Below are 19,144 nucleotides of genomic sequence, written 5' to 3'. Positions count from 1 at the left end.
GCAAAGAGAGGTGGCAGCATTTCTACAATCAAGTAACAGGGATGACCTCGGTTATTTCCTGATCTCTAAAGATTATTTTTTATTGTATTTGAAGTCGGGAAGTTCGGTAAGTGGGGTTGCATAACGCTTTAATTTTTTTATAAACAATCATGGTACAGTCAGGTACTTTCAAATTACTTGGGCAAAAGCTCATCAACATAATCATTCACAGAGAGGACGTAGTGAAAATAGCGCCGATTAAGAAGGGACGTGGATGCATTATTTATCTTAAAAACAAAGTCCCATACGCGGTTAGTGAAACCGAAAGAGAAGTTTATAGCAAATTGGATTGGGTCGCATAGGCTGGGTCGCATAGACGATCACACGAAATTATCTGTTTCCGTGGAAAATGGAAGAAGGCGTCGGCGAAACCGGCGCCTTGTTTGTTTTATAGCTACATCAAATAATCGTGAATATTGCGGCTCGGCCGAACCCGGCCGGATATATCCACGTTATCCGGTTTCCACACCATAAATATTCAATGTCCAGAAAAACGTATTTCTTTTTAATCCTGATCTTAGGAAGTCTCACCGCACTCGGCCCTTTTTCAATTGATATGTACCTGCCGGGTTTTCCTGCGATCGCAAAAGACCTTCACACCACAGCTGCCAAAGTCTCACTTTCATTGTCCGGATTCTTTATCGGAATTTCGTTCGGCCAGCTTCTGTATGGTCCGTTACTCGACCGGTTTGGGCGTAAAAAGCCATTGTTTATCGGACTTAGTGTATATATCATCGCGTCAATCGGTTGCGCCGTCACTACAAGTATTGAAGGTTTGATCGTAATGCGGGTTATCCAGGCGATCGGAAGTTGTGCAGCTACGGTCGCCTCGGTGGCGATGGTGCGTGACCTGTTTCCGGTGAGCGAAAGCGCGAAAGTATTTTCACTCCTTCTCTTGGTAGTTGGCGTTTCCCCCATGATCGCGCCGACCGTTGGTGGATATGTTACTGCGGCATTTGGCTGGCATACTGTGTTTTGGATCCTGGCTGCAATGGGGGTAGCAATATTGGCTGCAACCGTGCTTTGGCTGCCGGACAGTTATAAGCCGGACAAAACCATGTCTTTGAAGCCCAAACCGATCATTGAGAATTTCATCGCAGTGGTGCGAAACCCGCAGTTTTTTACCTATTCATTAACCGGAGCCGTCGCGTTTTCCGGATTGTTTGCTTACGTTTCAGGGTCACCGCTGGTATTCATGGAAGTTTTTCACACGGATGAAAAAGTATATGGCTGGATTTTCGCTTTTCTATCGATCGGATTTATTGGTTCAAGTCAGCTTAATACCTTGTTTTTGAGGAAATACACAAGCGAGCAGGTGGTCAATATCGCATTGATCTGCCAGGTGATCATTGCGTTTACCTTTCTGGCCGCCGCGCTGAATGGACTGCTTACATTACCGACCACCATTGCTTTTCTGTTCTTTTTTCTTTGCTGCGTCGGCTACACGTTCCCGAATGCGGCTGCACTATCGCTGGCGCCATTTACGAAAAATGCAGGGAGTGCGTCGGCATTAATGGGCGCATTTCAAATGGGCGCGGGGACATTGATCTCGATCGCGATCAGTTTGTTTGAAGTCCCATCGGTTGTGCCCATGGTCGGTTCAATGGCGATTTCGGCTTCTGTTGCGCTGACGATCCTTTTGGTCGGCCGGCGGTTTATTACAGAAAAAGTGGAAGTGCAGGAAGGCGCAGACGCCGGAATGATACATTGATTTTAAGGTTTTATAATGAGTGATTATTTTAAAAAACTACTTGATTTACTGAAAGTTGAGCGGGAAGAAGACCGGCAGTCTTACATTCGGTTAACCGAAATGTCTTCCGTTTCCGAGCGACGCGCGAATGGATTGTCGTGGTACCCGATCGCGATCCGCGGGAATGAAATGACGCGTGGCGAATACCTGGCGGTGGAAGTGGAGCGGACGACGCATCAGGATATTCCCCACCAGCTCCGCTTTGGCGTACCCGCAGTTTTATTTAGTAATCACGATGCAAAAAATGACCGGGTCGAAGGGATCATTTCGCATCAAAGTGGTAACCGGCTGAAAATTACATTACGTACCGACGAACTTCCCGAATGGTCGCGTGATGGAAAACTTGGCATTGATCTGCTTTTCGACGACAACAGTTACGACGAAATGCAGAATGCATTGAAAGCTGCCTCTGCATTGTCGGACAATGAGAAAGACGGACTCTTGGTAAGTGTATTAACAGGTGAAAAAGCACCGACTTTTCATGAGCGTTTAGCACAACAGGAAAATCCAAAACTGAATGCTTCTCAAAACGAGGCACTCCATAAAATTTTGTCAGCCAACGAACTAGCCATTGTCCATGGCCCACCCGGGACCGGAAAAACAACCACAGTCGTTCAGGCGATCAAAGCATTAGCTCAAAGAGATCATAAGCCCATTCTCGTTGTTGCTCCGAGTAACACGGCGGTGGATCTGTTGAGTGAGAAGTTGAGTGAAGAAGGCTTAAATGTGGTCCGCGTGGGTAATCCGGTGCGGGTTTCGGAACGATTGATGTCGCTGACTCTCGATAGCAAAATGTCTGCACATCCAGGTATCAAAGAAGTGAAAGCTTTGAAAAAACAGGCATCGGAATACAAAAACATGGCGCATAAGTATAAACGCCAGTTTGGAAAAGCCGAGCGCGACCAGCGAAAAGCACTTTTCGACGAGGCGCACCGCATTATGAAGGATGTGGGACAAATGGAGCAATACGTGAGTGAAGACGTGCTCGGAAAAGCGCAGGTAATCACCGCGACGCTGGTGGGGTCCAATCATTATACCGTCAGAAACCTCAGTTACGGCACCGTTTTCATCGACGAGGCGGGCCAGGCGCTGGAGCCGGCTTGCTGGATCCCTATTTTGAAAGCTGAAAAAGTGGTACTTGCCGGCGATCATTTTCAACTCGCACCGACCATCAAATCCACCGAAGCTGCGAGGAGCGGGTTAAGTAAAACACTGCTCGAAAAATGCGCGGAGCTGCACCCCGAATCCGTTGTTTTGCTGGAAGAACAATACCGGATGAATGAGGCGATCATGGGTTTTTCTTCCAAAGAGTTTTATCAGAACAAACTAAAAGCGCATGCTTCGGTGGCAAACCGTACCTTATTCGAAGGAGATATGCCACTGACTTTTATAGACACGGCGGGTTGCGGATTTGATGAAAAACTGGAAGGTACCAGTTCCACAAACCCGGAGGAAGCGGCATTTTTGTTCAAGCATTTGACCCAATTGGTTACGGCATACACAGAGGCAAATCCCACAATCCCGAACAACCCGAACAATTTCCCAACCATCGCGGTCATTTCCCCATACAAACAGCAGATCGGCGTTCTGAAAGACCAGTTGCAGCATTCGCCGGTATTACAACCTTTTTTGGGTAAAATATCGGTCAATACCATCGACAGTTTTCAGGGCCAGGAACGCGACGTGGTTTACATTAGTATGACGCGCAGCAACCCGGAAGGCGAGATCGGGTTTTTATCCGACATCCGCAGAATGAACGTGGCGATGACCCGGGCGAAGAAAAAACTGGTCGTGATCGGCGACAGCGCCACACTTTCACAACTTCAGTTTTACTCGGATTTTATCACTTACGCCGAAAATCTGAATGCGTATCAGAGTGCCTGGGAGTTTGTGGAGAGTTAGTTTTTGCCCGAAGGTTTTGTTTTCAATGCAACCGCTTTATATTTAAATGCATCTTGAAGACAACTCACCTGACATTTATGCGCAAACGCTACGTTCTGTTCCTGCTTTTTTCTCTGATTTTTACCAGTCAGGCTTTTTCTCAAACCGGCGTAAAAGGGACCATTAAAACCACAAAAGGCGAGCCGCTACCATTTGCCGCGATCGTTGTAAAAGGCACGGAAATCAGTACTATTTCCAATGAGGAGGGGAAATATCAGCTCGATCTGAAGCCCGGTTATCATGAGGTGATCTTCCAATATCTGGGTTTTAAAACCGGGATGAAGGCTTTTACCATCGAGAACAAAATGGAAACGTTCGACCTCACAATGGAAGAGCAGGCGCTGAACCTGGGAGAGGTACGCATTGGCAGCAAAGACGAAGATCCGGCTTATACCATTATGCGGCGCGCGATCGCCAAGAGTCGCTACCATTTGTTGCAGGTAGATAGTTATGTAGCGAAAGCGTATTCCAAATCCTCCGTGGTGATTACCGACCTGCCGATGGAGTTTTTGTATAAAAAACAATTGAAGGAAGTTGAGCAGGAGACGAACTTCAAAAAAGGCGTTCCGATCTTGAATGAAAGTGTTACTGAAGTGACTTTTCGGCAGCCTAATTTTTACAAACAAAAGGTAATCGCCGCCCGGAACAGTCAGGATAAAGATTTTGCGAACCCGAATGCATATTTGCTCACCAGCTTTTATCAGCCCGAAGTGGTGAAAGCCGTTTCTCCATTGTCCCCGCGCGCATTTGCTTATTATAAGTTTGAGTATCAGGGAGCTTTTCGGGAGAATGGGATTGAGGTAAACAAAATAAAAGTGACGCCGAGATCTTATGGCGAGGGCGTTTACCGTGGTACTATTCACATTATCGAGGGAGAATGGAGCATTTACAGTCTGGATCTGCAGACGGTGAATACCGGTTTTACGATTGATATCAAACAGGTTTACAGCCCGGTTCAGGGAGTTTGGATGCCCATTAATCAGCAATTTCACGTCGCGGGAGGCATTTATGGGTTGAAAGGAAAAGGGGATTTTGTGATCTCACAGTCGTTTTCCAGCATTAAAATCAACCCGACATTCGCACCGGATATCGTGGTTGTGGATGGTAAACGGGAAAAAGAAGAGGCTAAGAAAGTGAAGCTTTCAAGCAGAGAAATCAAAACGCAGAAACTGGAAGAAGTCGTCAGCAAGCAAAAGGAGTTTTCGGCGAAGAACCTGCGTAAACTGATGAAAGAGTACGAAAAGCAGGATCTGAAAGCCAAAGAAGAAAAGGGAGAAGACATTGATCTGAACTTCACCAGGAACGATTCGACGGTTGTGGATACCATGGCGAGCAAACGCACGATGGCATTTTGGGATTCCATTCGAACCGTTCCGCTCACGACCGCCGAGGTGAAAAGTTATACCCGGCTCGACAGCATTATTGTTGTTCAGGAAAATAAGCCGCAAAATGAAGGCAGGCAGGCCAGCAAGTCGGATACTACCAAAAAGAATGGAAAGAGTGGGGGAGGTTTCTTCGGATTTTTCGGGGATGTATTCACCGGTCATAGTTTTGGGTTTGGTAAAAAAAGTCCGTGGCGCCTGGATTATGTAAGTCCGATTTACGGCGCCCAGGTGAACACGGTAGAAGGGATTGTACTGAATGGCGGCGGGTTGAAATTGCATTATGGTGGCGGTGGTAAAAAGGAAAATGGCGAGACAAGAAAACGTCAGGATCTGTCAATCAATGCGTTGACGCGATATTCATTCGCCAGGCAAAAGCTGCTCGGCACAGGCGGAATTGATTATGGCTGGAAACGGAACAAATTAAATCTGATCGGCGGAAGTACCGTTTCCCAATTCAACAGTGAAAATCCGATGCATCCATTATTGAATTCGTTCACCACATTATTTCTTGAACAAAACTTTGTTAAGGTTTACGAAAAGGATTTCATCCGTCTGGACTTTAAAACCGATCGTGAGAACGAGCATTTCGAGTTTAAAGCCAACATAGAATATGCCGACCGGCGTGCATTGCGCAATGTGCGTGACACAGAGCCATATAGCCTGATTGACTGGGACCGGCGGGTATACACGTCCAACATTCCATTAAATGCAGAGTTAACGGACGAAAGCGGGGCAGTTTCTTATGAAATGCAGCCTCACAACGCATTCACACTGGGCTTGGCTGGTTCATATAAACCTTGGCAGAAGTACAAGATCAAAAGCGGCAAAACGACCTTTTACGAGGACGATTCTCCCGAACTCTCTGTTAATTACCGAAAAGGCATCAACAAGGCGTTTGGGAGTAATGTCGATTATGATTTTGTTCAAATTGGCATTCAGCATGGTTTTGAAACCGGCGTGCGGAGCAAGTTGCGGTACAAACTGGCGGCCGGGAAATTCCTGAATGACCGTAACGTTCGTTTTCCGGACTTCCAGCATTTCGCGGGCAACCAGTTCTTCTTCCAGTTCGGCGACCCGGTTAGTACATTTCGGATGCTGGATTACTATAAATACAGTACATCCCAGGAGTTTTTCGAGGCGCACGTCCTGAGTGAGTTCCGCAAATTTTTATTAACCCAAATCACCTGGTTCCGGATCATGGGGATCAAGGAAAACTTTTTCCTGCATTACCTGGCAACGCCGGCCTCAGACAACTACACCGAGCTCGGCTACGGCCTCGACGTAGGAATCCGCTTCCCATTCCGCATTGAAGTTGTGAACAGCTTTGAAGGTTACAAGTACAAGCAAACCGCTTTCCGGATCGGGACTACGATGAATATTAATATTGGGAGGAATTGAGATTAGGTATAGATTAATAAAAAATCAACTTCTCAATGATCTCTTTTTTCGTTGCGGTTTCCGGAAGCTGGCTCGTGAGTCTACTAATTCGCAAGAATGCATTTTTTGCGAGGTATTTATAAATGCGTTTGAAATATTTATCTTTATCTCATTCAAATCTCTTACTAAAATATCCGATCCAAATGCAGACGAATCAGTCTGCATACTCCTTGTCAAACGTCACGGTTAATTAATCGTATCCAATATTTAACAGAGAGAAATGAAACAAATCCAAAAAATAGCCGTCATCGGTGGCGGTGGCCGCACGGGTCAATATATTGTAGATCAGTTGCTTGAAAAAGGATATCATATCCGATTACTCCTCCGGCACCCCGAATCTTTTCCATTTTCAAATCCACTTATTGAGATTATCAAAGGCGATGTACTGGATACAGAAGTGGTGACCATTTTACTGAATGGTTGCGACGCAGTAGTCAGTACAGTTGGACAGCGAAAAGGTGAGCCGCTTGTAGCCAGCGTTGCGACGGAAAACATACTTCATGGCATTGAAAATCAGTCCGGTAGTTCTACGTCTATTCGCTATATTCTTTTGGCTGGACTTAATATCGATACGCCGTTTGATCGGAAAAGTCCGGAAACGCAGAAAGCTACGCCCTTTATATCAACGCATCCCAAATAATTTCCGCCGGATGCATTGCCTTACGTCCCGTACCGTCGTGGATCTGATGGCGGCAGCTGGTCCCCGGGGCTGCGATGATCACTTCTTCGGGTTGCTGGCGAACCGCGGGGAAAAGTACCAGCTCGCCAATTTGCATCGAAATGTCATAATGCTCCTTTTCATATCCAAACGAACCGGCCATGCCGCAGCATCCCGACGGGATGAGCTGTACCGTATAGTTCTCGGGAAGCGAAAGCATTTTTTTAGTAGGTATCATGCTGGAAATGGCCTTTTGCTGGCAATGTCCATGCAATTTGATCAATCGTTTCTCTTTGGTAAACTGATCTTTCGAAATATTTTTCAATTCGATTTCCCGGGAGATGAATTCATCAAATTGCAAGGCATTCTGTGCCAGCTTTTTCGCTTCTTCCACCAGTTCATCACTCACCAGGTCCGGATATTCGTCACGGAAAGTGAGGATAGCCGAAGGTTCGATGCCTACCAGCGGCGAGTGGTGTGAAACGATATCTTTCAGCAAACGGATATTTTCTTCCGCGATTTTTTTTGCATCCTTCAAAAGACCCTTCGAAAGCTGGGGGCGACCAGACGGTGCGTGATCTGGAATAATGACTTCATAACCAAGTTTTTCAAGTGTCAAAACAGACTTTTTACCGATTTCAACATCATTGTAATTGGTAAATTCATCACAAAACAGATATACTTTCCGCTCGGACTTCAATGCTCCTTTCTTTCGCTGATCATACCACTTTTTCAATGTGGTGGTATGCAAAAGCGGCATCGTGCGATCCGGGTGAAATCCGACTACCGAGTTCGCAAGTCTGCGGAGTGGCGCATTTTTGAAGATCAGATTATAAGCCCAGGGAACGTAACTCGCAATCCCTGTCATTCTGGAAAAATTCCCAACCAGCCATGACCGCAGCGGGACGCCATGAACATCGTGATATTGCTGCAAGAACTCCATTTTAAGTTTCGCGACATCGACGTTGGACGGGCACTCACCTTTGCAGCCCTTGCAAGCCAGGCACAAATCGTACACTTCCTTTATTTCATGATTATCAAACCTGTTTTCCTTTGTCGAACGGGTCAGCATTTCACGCAGAATGTTGGCGCGGGCACGCGTGGTATCCTTTTCATTCCGCGTCGCCATGAAGCTCGGGCACATGGTACCCCCGCTCATTTGCGTCTTCCGGCAATCGCCCGACCCATTGCATTGCTCCGCGTGTTGGAGAATATCCTGGTCGTGGAAACGGAAATAAGTTTTAAACTCGGGCGTTTTCTGATCGGCTTCGTAGCGAAGAAATGTATCCATCGGCGCCGTATCCACGATTTTCCCCGGATTAAAGATGTTATGCGGGTCCCAGGTTTTCTTGATTTCTTTAAACAACCGGTAGTTGTGCTCGCCCACCATTTTGGGGATGAACTCGCCCCGCAACCTGCCGTCGCCATGTTCCCCGGAAAGCGAACCATCGTATTTTTTTACCAGATCGGCGATCTCTTCCGCAATCATCCTGAATTGGCGGTGGCCTTCTACGGTTTTAAGATTAATAATGGGCCTCAAATGCAGCTCGCCTGATCCGGCATGCGCATAATGTACCGCCGACATTCCGTGTTTTTTCAGGATCTCATTGAAATCGCGGATGTATTCCGGTTGGTCGTAAACGTCGATTGCCGTGTCTTCAATTACTGCTACCGCTTTTTCATCGCCGGGAATATTGGCCAGCAATCCCAGGCCCGCCTTTCTGAGGGTCCAGATTTTCTTGGTATCATCTCCAAAAAGCAAGGGATAATGGAAGCCGATCCCCGCCTCTTTTAATTCATTTTCAAGTGTGGCGGCCAGTGACTCAACTTCTTCTTTTGTTTCCCGCGAAAGGTCTACCACCAGGATCGCCGGGAACGTTCCGTCGGGTTTATTTTTTACAAAAAATGCATTTTTCTTTTGTTCTGCATTGGTTGTGGCGCATTCCAGAACGTATTCGTCGATCAGCTCCACTGCTTGCGGGCCGTATTTTAATGTTAGTACCGTTGCCCGTAATGCCTCGTCGATCGTGTCACAATGCACACAAACCAATCCCTGCGTTTTAGGAGGAAGCGGGACGAGATTTAATTTTATTTCGGTCAGAAAACAAAGTGTACCTTCCGAGCCGGCAATGAGGCTGCACATATTGAATGGCTTTCCTCCTTCATTTTCAGCATTAAAAGGCGCCGAATTGAGCAACATATCCAGCGCATAGCCGGTATTACGTCTTTCGACGGATGGTTTCGGGAAATTTCTTCTTATTTCCTTCTGATTTTCAGGAGAGTGCAGGATTTCATTCGTTTTCAAATAAATCCTGTCAAGCAAAGTAGCGCTGCCATTCAGCTTTGCCGCCCGGGATAGCAGATCTTGAAAATTTGACTCGTCCAGACTTTTAAATTCCGCGTCAGATCCATCGGCAAGAATGGCTTTTACTTCAAGAGTATGTTCTCTTGTGCTTCCGTAAACAATGGAGTTTGAGCCGCAGGAGTTGTTCCCAACCATTCCCCCGATCATCGCGCGGTTTGCAGTCGAAGTCTCGGGCCCGAAATATAATCCGTACGGTTTCAAAGCCATATTCAGCTCATCGCGCACGACGCCGGGCTGCACCCTCACCCATTTTTCCTCCGCATTGATTTCGAGGATCCTGGTGAAGTTTTTTGAAACGTCTACTACTATACCGTTACCTACCACCTGACCCGCCAGCGATGTTCCTGCTGTCCTCGGAATAAGTGAAATATGTTTTTCGGTCGCGTAAGAAATGAGGGTTTTGAGATCTTTTTCGGACTTCGGGATTGCCACGGCCAAAGGCATTTCGCGGTAAGCGGATGCATCCGTAGCATATAACGTCCTCATGGTGTTATCGTAAAACAAGTCACCTTCCAGATTTTTTGCGAGTGAATGGAGGTCGGTTTCTGATACTGGGGACAGCGATGTCATAATATAATTAACTGGAGAATTTCGAGATTCAAAGTTACAGACAACGCGAAAGGATTGCCAATAAAAAAGTGAGATAACTATGACTTGTTTTGACTGTCAGGGATTTGCATACGTGAATTGCACCATATAAGTATCCGCTTTTGTACTTCTCAAATATCCAATTTGAACTCTACCCTGAAACCTGGAAACAATATGAAATTAAATTGATTTTAATGTACCAATTTTAGTAACCTCATATTGCATTATATGGTTATTTTATATTATTTTGCGTAAGTCATCATGTTAAATTTCAACTTAATCTGTCATAAATTCAGTATAAAGCGCATTTGAACAGTTTTAGTGCCGTTTTTAGCCGAATTTTTTCAGAATGTTAAAATGATACAAAAATGGCGAGCATTGACCTAATAATATTATCTAACCTATGATGAATTTATCCAATCGTTCACTTCGTCAACATCATTTTCCGGACGCGCCGGTTGCCCGCGCGGGGAAAAGTCCGTCTATTCGCAAAATGGGACTGTTAACAGTTCTCTTTGCGATGCTTCAAGTCACATTTGTATTCGCGCAGGAAGTTAACGTCGCCGGAAAGGTGACAGACTCCAAATCGGAAGGCCTTCCCGGCGTAACGGTAACCGTAAAAGGAAGTACCCGTGGAACCAATACCGATGTCCAGGGAAACTACCAGATCACTGTTCCCGCTAATACCACATTGAGTTTCAGTGCCATTGGTTATGTTACTAAAGACATGCCTGTTGGAAACAATACAGTTTTGGATGTATCCCTTTCCGAGGATGTGAAAGCCCTGGAAGAAGTGGTGGTGGTGGGATATGGAACCGTAAAAAAGAAAGATGCAACCGGTGCGGTTTCGGCGCTGGGTTCCAAAGACTTCCAGAAAGGTATCGTAACGTCTCCCGAACAGCTGATGCAGGGCCGTGTGGCCGGTGTCCAGATCACCCAGCAAAGTGGTGAGCCTGGCGGTGGAATTAACGTGCGTATCCGTGGTACATCGTCCGTTCTTGGTGGAAACAACCCGTTATTTGTAATTGACGGTGTTCCTTTGAGCGGGGATAATACTTCATCAGGCGGTGATAACCAGGGTGTAGGTCGCCAGCCGGCCAAAAACCCGCTCAACTTCCTGAACCCGGATGATATTCAAAGCATGGACATACTGAAAGATGCTTCTGCAACCGCTATCTATGGTTCGAGGGGTGCCAATGGTGTTGTTCTGATCACTACCAAAAGAGGTAGAGGAAAAGGGACATTGGATTATGGCTATTCTTTCGGTATCAGCAACATTACCAAAAAGTATGATTTGTTGAATGCTCAGGAGTACAAGGCGGCAGGTGGACAAGATCAGGGCGCTGATACAGACTGGCAGGACGTTTTGTTCAGAACAGCTAAGACGCAACAGCATAACCTTTCCTATGGCGGCGGTGACGCTTCTGGTAACTATCGTTTCTCTTTGGGTTATTTGAATCAGGATGGTATTGTGCAGACGTCCAATGTAAAACGTTATAGTGTTGGTTTCTCCGGACAGAAAAAGTTCATCGGGGATAAACTGACAATCGGAAGCAACCTGAACTTTGCCAATACTCAAGATACAGGCGTTCCTATCTCTGAAAATATTGGTTTTGAAGGTGATTTGATGGGTAGTATCCTGAAAGCTAATCCAACCAGAGCCGTATTCTCTGCGCCGGGCGTGTACAATCAGGTTACCAATTCGGAGCCAAACCCGGCTGCGTTTGTCAATTTGTCCAGAGACAAAAACAATACACTTCGCGCACTGGGTAACATCAATGCTGAGCTTGAAATTATCAAAGGGTTGAAATTCAAAACTGTCCTTGGTTTTGATAAATCGATGTCTTCCAGAAAACAAGCTTATTCAAGAGATCTTTATGTAACTGGTATCCGTGACCTTGGCCGCGTTTACATCCGTGATGTAGAAACCAACAACCAACTTTGGGAAAACTACTTTACCTATGATAAAGAAATCGGCAACGTGTCATTAAATGCTTTACTGGGTTATTCTTACCAAAGCTTTGAGTACGGCACTAAAAACGTAACTGCTACCCGTTTTAGAACAAGTGATCTGGATCTAATGGTCAACAACCTGGGCGTTGCCGGGACAGTAACTCCGAAAGATGAAACCGCCGTCGCAACAGTAGGTTCTGTAATCCAGAATTCGAGCTATACCAAAGATGAGCTGCAATCCTATTTCGGTCGGGTTAATTTAGGTTTTGGTAGCAAGTATTTGTTTACCGGTACATTGCGTGTGGATGGATCTTCTAAATTCGGGGGGAACAACAAATACGGTTACTTCCCATCGGGAGCATTCAAATGGAAATTGGTTGAAGAAGAATTTATTCCCAAAACTGTATTTACCGATCTTTCGCTGCGTGTTGGTTATGGTGTTACAGGAAACCAGGCAATTCCTCACAATCTCTACGATAGGAGGGATCGCTACGGAGATTATACTATTAATGATACTGGTACAAACATATCCGGCGGTGGTTCAGGCGCAGTCGCGTATAATAATGCAGACCTTAAGTGGGAATCGACAGCAGCCTTTAATTTAGGATTGGATTTTTCAATTTTGAAGGGACGACTTGGCGGTACTATCGACGTTTACAGTAAAAGCACCAAGGATCTGTTATTCAAAGTTGTTTCTGCTCAGCCAGCGCCAAACCCGTTTACATACCGTAACCTGGATACCGATATTCAAAACCGAGGCATTGAGCTTGCTCTAAATGCTATAGTAGTGGATGGAAAGAAATTTTCGTGGGAAGTATTGGTAAATGCATCCTACAATAAAAATATGGTTAAGAATCTAACGGGTAGTTATCAAACTGGCGAAATTAACGGACAAGGGTTATCGGGTGCCTTCGCGCAACAATTGGAAGCGGGTCAGCCTTTATTTGCTTATTTTGTGCGGGAATTCGCTGGATTTGACGATAGCGGAAAACCTATATATCCGAATGGGGACATCCAGCAATTTGTAGGAAAAAGTCCATTGCCTAAGGTTAACGCGGGTTTAACAAATAACCTTAAATACGGAAATTTCGATTTAAGCGTTTTCTTCAACGGTGTATTTGGCAATTATATTTACTCCAACACGGCGAATGCTTTCTTTACCCAGGGGTCTTTTCAAAATGGCAGGAATGTTACTAAAAATGTTATTGGTAATGGCGAGGATCCGCTATTTGCTCCTGACGTCTCTACGCGGTTTTTGGAAAAAGGTGATTTTGTTAGATTGCAAAATTTTTCTCTGGGATATCGTGTCCCCATGAAGAGTAATAAAGTTCTGAGCAATGCCCGAGTTTTTGTTTCAGGACAAAATTTACTTACAATAACAAAATATAGTGGACAGGATCCGGAAGTAAGTACTAACAAGCAAATGAATGACATTCCATCTTTTGGAATTGATTACACTTCTTACCCACGGGCAAGAACTTGGACAGTCGGCTTTAATGTCTCATTTTAATAGTCTAAAATTGGTAAAATGAAAACTTACAAACTTTATAAGATATTTATTCTCTGTATAAGCATTTCGGTTTTGTCCGCTTGTACAGACCTTGTCAATGAGGAAAAGGATTCGGAGCTTAGTAAGGACGCGGATGGTGGCTTTGCTCCTATTAATGTCAAAGAAGCGTTAGCCTCTGCTTACAAGGATCTGTCGACGTACTCTGATCAGGCAGGTATTTATGCCCTGGGGGAGCATACTACTGCTGAAATGATCCCTCCGACGCGAGGTGTTGACTGGGGTGACAATGGGGTGTGGCGTACATTGGACGCCCATACATGGGATGCTTCCCACTCTTACATTCTGAGTGCATGGAATGCGTTGAACCAGAGAGCCTACCGTTCGACAGAGATTATTGCTTCCAATCCTACTGCGGCGCAGAAAGCGGAAGCTCAATTTCTTCGTGCTTACAATATGTATTGGGTAATGGATTATTGGGGTGCTGTACCTTTCAGGGAAGTAACCCAAACCGCTATCGAACTACCACGAGTCTTGACACGCTCAGAAGCATTCGACTATATCGTAAAAGATTTGGAAGAAGCACTTCCTGCATTACCAAAAGCAGGTCCTTCCGTAACAAATGGAACTGCCAGCAAAGCGGCTGCTAACTTCCTGCTTGCCAAACTGTATCTTAACAAAGCTGTTTACAAAAGTGCTGCTGCGGAAGGGCCTTATACTTTCGACAAGGCAGATATGGATAAAGTGGTGGCTTATGTAGATGCGATCACTGCCGATGGGTATGCGCTTGAAAAAGACTACTTCACTGCTTTCTCAGCCGCTGCTAAAACAGAACCTATCTTCGTAGTATTGGAAGGTACAGCTCAAAACCGCTGGTTCATGACACTTCACTACGATCAGAACCCATCGGGATGGAACGGCTTCGCTACCCTAGCTGATTTTTATGACACATTCGAGGCAAAAGATACACGTATCGGAGCTCCCGCGAAGAAAGACGGATCGCAATATTCAGGTATCGGAACCGGGTTTCTTATCGGACAACAGTTCAACGATAAAGGTGCTCAGATCGTAGATACCAGGACACAAAGACCGCTACAATTTACAAAAGATGTGCCTTTGGCTGGTGCCGCTACCGACAAAGGTATCCGCGTAATTAAATACCACCCGGCGAATTCAGGGAAGTACATTCTGATGCGTTATGCAGAAGCTTATTTGATGAAAGCTGAGGCATTGCTGAGAGGCGGAAATGCTGCCGGTGCACTTGCTCAGATAAATGGCCTCAGAACTGTGCGTGGTGCATCTGCCCTGGCTACTCTGAATGAAGAGAGCTTGTTCGCTGAAAACGGACGTGAACTTTACTGGGAAGGTGGAAAAAGAACTACCGAGGTGCGTTTTGGCAAATTTACGACGGGTGCCGGAACGGCTGTGAAAGATCCTCACACGGTACTTTATCCAATTCCTTCTGCCGCATTGGTTTCCAATGCAAACCTTGTTCAGAATCCCGGTTATTAATAAAATTAGTTGTATACTTTTTCAAAGATGTCCGATGTTTCGGGCATCTTTGTTTTTTATAGTATCTGAAATGATGTTGTTGCGGTTTAGTGTTTATTTATTGGTTTTAATGGCTTTTCTGGATTTCGGTTGTACCGGGAATAAAGGCTCGGAAGAGAACATAAAACAGATCCTCAGTGAACTTAAAGAAAACCAGACAAAGGTGATCATGCGCATTGACGGAAAGGAATTTTATCCGGCTCAAAGCCTATTCACGGGGCAAATGACCTTTACCGATCAGATGTTAAGCCTTGTTCTGGTGGATCAGTTTGAAGGAAGGACCATGCTGAATCTGGGTGGAGAAAAATGGTACCAGCAGCCGATCGTTAAGGAAGTTTCGACAAGCAATATGTTCAATGCAAGTCTGAAACTTGGCAAACTCATTGATAAAGAAAATCTGATCGGGGAAGGTTATATGATGACGGATGGGAAGATCGAGGCCGTTTCTTTTGCCAGGGACAGAATTGTTTTCAAAATCACAGGTAAGGTTGGGAAATACAGTGATTTTCAACAACCTGAAAAGTATCTTACCGCAGACGGATTAATCGTTTGCAAAATGCCTGCAATTACGTGGACAAGTATCACCGAGGACGAGATTTTCGGTTCCAATAAGCTAGATAAATGACAATCAGATTTACTTTTTTTGCCAGGGTTATCTTCAGTGTTATAACTGTTCTTTCGCTTTTTTCCTGCAATAAAGCCGACAACGAAGCTACTTTATTTGAAGAACTGGATGCCTCGGAAACCGGAATTGACTTTGTTAACAAGGTTGAAGACCGGGAAGACGTCAATATTTTTAATTACCGAAATTTCTACAATGGCGGCGGCGTGGCGATCGGCGACATTAATAATGACGGATTGCAGGATATTTTCTTCACTGCCAACATGGGCGACAGTAAGTTATACCTGAACAAAGGCAACTGGAAGTTTGAAGATATCACCTCAAAAGCCGGCGTCGCGGAATCTTCGAGATGGAGTACCGGAGTGGTAATGGTCGATGTGAATGGTGATAATCTGCTGGATATTTATGTGTGTAATGCGGGTTATCAGAAGTTTGTCAAAAAACAAGGTAATACGCTTTATATCAATAATGGCGACCTTACTTTTACCGAATCCGCTAAAAAATACGGTCTCGATGAGAGTGGATATACTACCCACGCCGCATTTCTGGACTACGATCTGGATGGAGATCTGGATTGCTACGTGCTGAACAACAGCTTTATTCCCGTTAACACCCTGAATTACGCAAATGACCGGAATTTGCGTGCAAAAGACTGGCCGGTTAAAGATTTTCTGAAAGGCGGAGGCGCCAAGCTGCTGCGCAACGATGGCGGGAAGTTTACCGATGTCAGTGAAGAGGCCGGTATTTATGGGAGTCTGATCGGGTTTGGGCTCGGGATTACAGTGGGGGATATCAACGGCGACCAGTATCCCGACATCTACATCAGCAACGATTTTTACGAAAAGGATTATTTATACATCAACCAAAAGGATGGGACCTTCTCGGAGGAACTGGAGAAGCGCATAAAACACACCAGTTTGGCGTCAATGGGCGCAGATATGGCCGACATTAACAATGATGGTTTTCCCGAACTTTTCGTCACTGACATGCTTCCCCGGGACGAATACCGCTACAAAACCACGACTTCTTTTGAAAACCATTATCTATTTAATCTCAAAAAAGAAAAAGGTTTTTACAACCAATACATGCAGAATAGTCTGCAGCTGAATAATCAGGATGGTACTTTCAGTGAGATTGCCAATTATTCCGGTGTTTCGGCGAGCGACTGGAGTTGGGGCGCATTGATGTTCGATGCGGACAATGATGGCAAAACGGATATTTATGTGAGCAACGGGATTTTTCACGACATTCTGGATCAGGACTTTATCGACTTTTTTGCTAATGAGGTCACCCAGAAAATGGTGATGTCGGGCGAAAAGCAAAACATGCAGAACATCATTGACCGGATGCCATCGACACCAATTGCCAACAATTTCTTTCATAATGAAGGTGATCTGCATTTTAAGGAACGTGCGCAGGAATTTGGTTTTGGTACAAAATCCTTTTCAAACGGTGCTGCCTACGCCGATCTTGACAATGATGGTGATCTGGATTTAGTAGTAAATAATGTCAATCAGCCTTGTTTTGTTTATAAGAATAAGTCTGATTTACAGAAGGATAAAAACCATTACATTAAATTCAAGCTGGTCGGGGAAGGTATGAATACCTATGCAATTGGCTCGAAAATAGAAGTTTATGCGGGTAATGAGGTTTTTAGCAAGCAACTCAATCCGGCTCGGGGCTTTCAGTCCAGTACGGAATACCCGATTACGATTGGTCTGGGAAAAATTAACGAAATCGACTCGATACACATTACCTGGCCAAACCGTAAAGTAACAAGTCAGCCACGCATTAAAGCAGATACCACGCTGAGCTTTTCCGCAAAGAATGCGACCAGGGAATTTGCTCCTGCTTTGCCAAAAAGCAACTTTCTGCTTTCCACGGCCACAGTTGGAGGTTTTGAGGCACATAAGGAAAACAAATACGAGGATTTTTATAATGAGCGCAACATCCCGGTTATGCTGTCCCGGGAAGGGCCGAAAGCAGCGATCGGGGATGTGAATGGGGATGGGAAAGACGATGTATTTATCTGCGGTGCCAAAGATCAGGGAAGTCAACTGTACCTGCAAAAAGGAAATGGGTTTGTGAAACCGGCGCAAAAGGCATTCTCGGATCTGGCTGGCTTTGAGGATACCGCGGCAACTTTTATCGATGCAGACGGTGACGGAGATCTGGATCTGGTAGTAGGCAGCGGTGGTAATGAAACATTGAAATCAAGTCCGGATTTGCCGACCAGACTTTACTTAAATGATGGAAAGGGGAATTTTGAGTTGAACCGGAAAGCGTTGCCGCCAAATGGGATGAACACCGCCGTAATCGTTGCCAATGATTACGATGGCGATGGCGATCTGGATTTGTTTGTAGGAAGCAGAAGTGTTCCAAAAGAATATGGTTCAAGTCCGAGAAGCTATTTATATCAAAACGACGGCGCCGGGACCTTTAAAGAAGTCGGCAAAAGCATTGCGCCACAGCTGACCGGATTGGGAATGGTAAGAGATGCTTTTTGGGCTGACGTGAATGGAGATAAAAGCAAAGAACTGATCGTTACGGGCGACTGGATGGCACCTTGTATTTTTAAATATAATGCAGGGAAATTTGAAAAAATGACATCCGGATTAGAAGCGTACCAAGGATTTTGGGGCTGTATGAAAGTGGCCGATATGGACGGTGACGGCGACCAGGACATTGTTTTAGGGAATATCGGAGAGAATTTCGCATTGAAAGCATCTGCGGATGCACCGTTAAAACTTTGGATCAACGATTTTAATAAGAATGGGACCATTGAAAAAGTGATCTCCAAAACAGTCGATACCAAAGATCTGCCGGTTTTGCTGAAACGGGAGCTGACAACACAGTTCCCATTTTTAAAGAAAAAGAGCATTAAGCATTCGGAATATGCGAAACTGAGCGTCCAGGATCTTTTCCCGGAGGATTTATTGAAAAATGCAGTTCATAAAACCGTTACTTACATCCGATCGGCGATTGCGGTGAATGATGGAAAAGGTCATTTTACAATAAAACCTTTGCCTGAAATGGCCCAGATTTCTTGTTTGAATGCAATTGAAAGCATTGATGTAAATAAAGACGGAAAGCCGGACCTGGTCGTGGGAGGGAATTTTTCATACTACATTCCGCAGTTCGGAAGTTTGGATGCTTGCCAGGGTAATGTGCTGATTAACAAAGGGAACCTGCAATTTGATGTATTACTGAGCAATCAAAGCGGGTATGCCGTCGATGGCGAGGTGAAGCAGATCAGCCCGATCGCCATTCAGGGAACGCCTTACCTCATTAATCTCATCAACAATGCGGCTCCAACATTGTTTAAAATCAATAAGTTATAAAAAGTCA

At 45.2% G+C, this 19,144-nt stretch carries 9 protein-coding genes; 8 read left to right on the top strand and 1 reads right to left on the bottom strand.

The genetic code is table 11. From position 1 onward, the window contains the following. Positions 1-520: 520 nt before the first annotated feature. The 4 genes from LZG72_RS17190 to LZG72_RS17175 all read left to right on the top strand — a co-directional run bounded on the left by LZG72_RS17190 (position 521) and on the right by LZG72_RS17175 (position 7,192). Positions 521-1,750 (top strand): multidrug effflux MFS transporter, encoded by a 1,230-nt coding sequence (locus LZG72_RS17190; protein ID WP_233875300.1) that lies wholly within the window; start codon positions 521-523, stop codon positions 1,748-1,750. A gap of 15 nt (positions 1,751-1,765) precedes the next feature. Continuing rightward, a complete protein-coding gene (locus LZG72_RS17185; RefSeq protein WP_233875298.1) occupies positions 1,766-3,691 on the top strand; it encodes an AAA domain-containing protein in 1,926 nt (641 codons plus the stop codon). A gap of 77 nt (positions 3,692-3,768) precedes the next feature. Next, entirely contained in the window at positions 3,769-6,513 is a 2,745-nt protein-coding gene (locus LZG72_RS17180) for a DUF5686 and carboxypeptidase regulatory-like domain-containing protein (RefSeq protein ID WP_233875296.1), read from the top strand. A gap of 259 nt (positions 6,514-6,772) precedes the next feature. Continuing rightward, the gene (locus LZG72_RS17175) at positions 6,773-7,192 is read left to right on the top strand and encodes an NAD(P)-dependent oxidoreductase (protein WP_233875293.1); all 420 of its coding nucleotides are present in this window, start codon (positions 6,773-6,775) and stop codon (positions 7,190-7,192) included. On the opposite strand, the gene LZG72_RS17170 is transcribed toward LZG72_RS17175, so the two are convergent. Further along, positions 7,170-10,145, bottom strand: a complete 2,976-nt coding sequence (locus tag LZG72_RS17170) for an FAD-binding and (Fe-S)-binding domain-containing protein (protein ID WP_233875290.1) — start codon at positions 10,143-10,145, stop codon at positions 7,170-7,172. The two genes, LZG72_RS17175 and LZG72_RS17170, sit on opposite strands and share 23 nt — an antisense overlap. Positions 10,146-10,566: 421 nt before the next feature. Here LZG72_RS17170 and LZG72_RS17165 point away from each other — a divergent pair, with 421 nt between their 5' ends. Genes LZG72_RS17165 through LZG72_RS17150 form a run of 4 tightly spaced genes read left to right on the top strand, consistent with a single transcriptional unit; the run spans position 10,567 to position 19,137 of the window. Further along, on the top strand, positions 10,567-13,626 hold the full coding sequence (locus tag LZG72_RS17165; protein ID WP_233875287.1) for a TonB-dependent receptor: 3,060 nt from the start codon (positions 10,567-10,569) through the stop codon (positions 13,624-13,626). A gap of 18 nt (positions 13,627-13,644) precedes the next feature. Further along, positions 13,645-15,135 carry a RagB/SusD family nutrient uptake outer membrane protein gene (locus LZG72_RS17160; RefSeq protein WP_233875285.1) on the top strand — a complete coding sequence of 497 codons (1,491 nt, stop codon included), beginning with the start codon at positions 13,645-13,647 and terminating at the stop codon, positions 15,133-15,135. A 34-nt stretch (positions 15,136-15,169) separates the two neighbouring features. Further along, the gene (locus LZG72_RS17155) at positions 15,170-15,799 is read left to right on the top strand and encodes a hypothetical protein (RefSeq protein ID WP_233875282.1); all 630 of its coding nucleotides are present in this window, start codon (positions 15,170-15,172) and stop codon (positions 15,797-15,799) included. Continuing rightward, positions 15,796-19,137 carry a VCBS repeat-containing protein gene (locus tag LZG72_RS17150; protein ID WP_233875280.1) on the top strand — a complete coding sequence of 1,114 codons (3,342 nt, stop codon included), beginning with the start codon at positions 15,796-15,798 and terminating at the stop codon, positions 19,135-19,137. Before LZG72_RS17155 ends, LZG72_RS17150 begins: the two co-directional genes overlap by 4 nt. Positions 19,138-19,144 lie beyond the last annotated feature (7 nt).

Source organism: Dyadobacter sp. CY323, assembly GCF_021390245.1.
Taxonomy (GTDB): Bacteria; Bacteroidota; Bacteroidia; order Cytophagales; family Spirosomataceae; genus Dyadobacter.
This window is presented reverse-complemented; position numbering and strand designations above follow the sequence as displayed.

What these genes read in the sequence shown, in the direction of transcription:
- LZG72_RS17190 (WP_233875300.1), top strand. Translation starts at nt 521, where the DNA reads ATGTCCAGAAAAACGTATTTCTTTTTAATCCTGATCTTAGGAAGTCTC.
- LZG72_RS17185 (WP_233875298.1), top strand. Translation starts at nt 1,766, where the DNA reads ATGAGTGATTATTTTAAAAAACTACTTGATTTACTGAAAGTTGAGCGG.
- LZG72_RS17180 (WP_233875296.1), top strand. Translation starts at nt 3,769, where the DNA reads ATGCGCAAACGCTACGTTCTGTTCCTGCTTTTTTCTCTGATTTTTACC.
- LZG72_RS17175 (WP_233875293.1), top strand. Translation starts at nt 6,773, where the DNA reads ATGAAACAAATCCAAAAAATAGCCGTCATCGGTGGCGGTGGCCGCACG.
- LZG72_RS17170 (WP_233875290.1), bottom strand. Translation starts at nt 10,145, where the DNA reads ATGACATCGCTGTCCCCAGTATCAGAAACCGACCTCCATTCACTCGCA.
- LZG72_RS17165 (WP_233875287.1), top strand. Translation starts at nt 10,567, where the DNA reads ATGATGAATTTATCCAATCGTTCACTTCGTCAACATCATTTTCCGGAC.
- LZG72_RS17160 (WP_233875285.1), top strand. Translation starts at nt 13,645, where the DNA reads ATGAAAACTTACAAACTTTATAAGATATTTATTCTCTGTATAAGCATT.
- LZG72_RS17155 (WP_233875282.1), top strand. Translation starts at nt 15,170, where the DNA reads ATGTTTCGGGCATCTTTGTTTTTTATAGTATCTGAAATGATGTTGTTG.
- LZG72_RS17150 (WP_233875280.1), top strand. Translation starts at nt 15,796, where the DNA reads ATGACAATCAGATTTACTTTTTTTGCCAGGGTTATCTTCAGTGTTATA.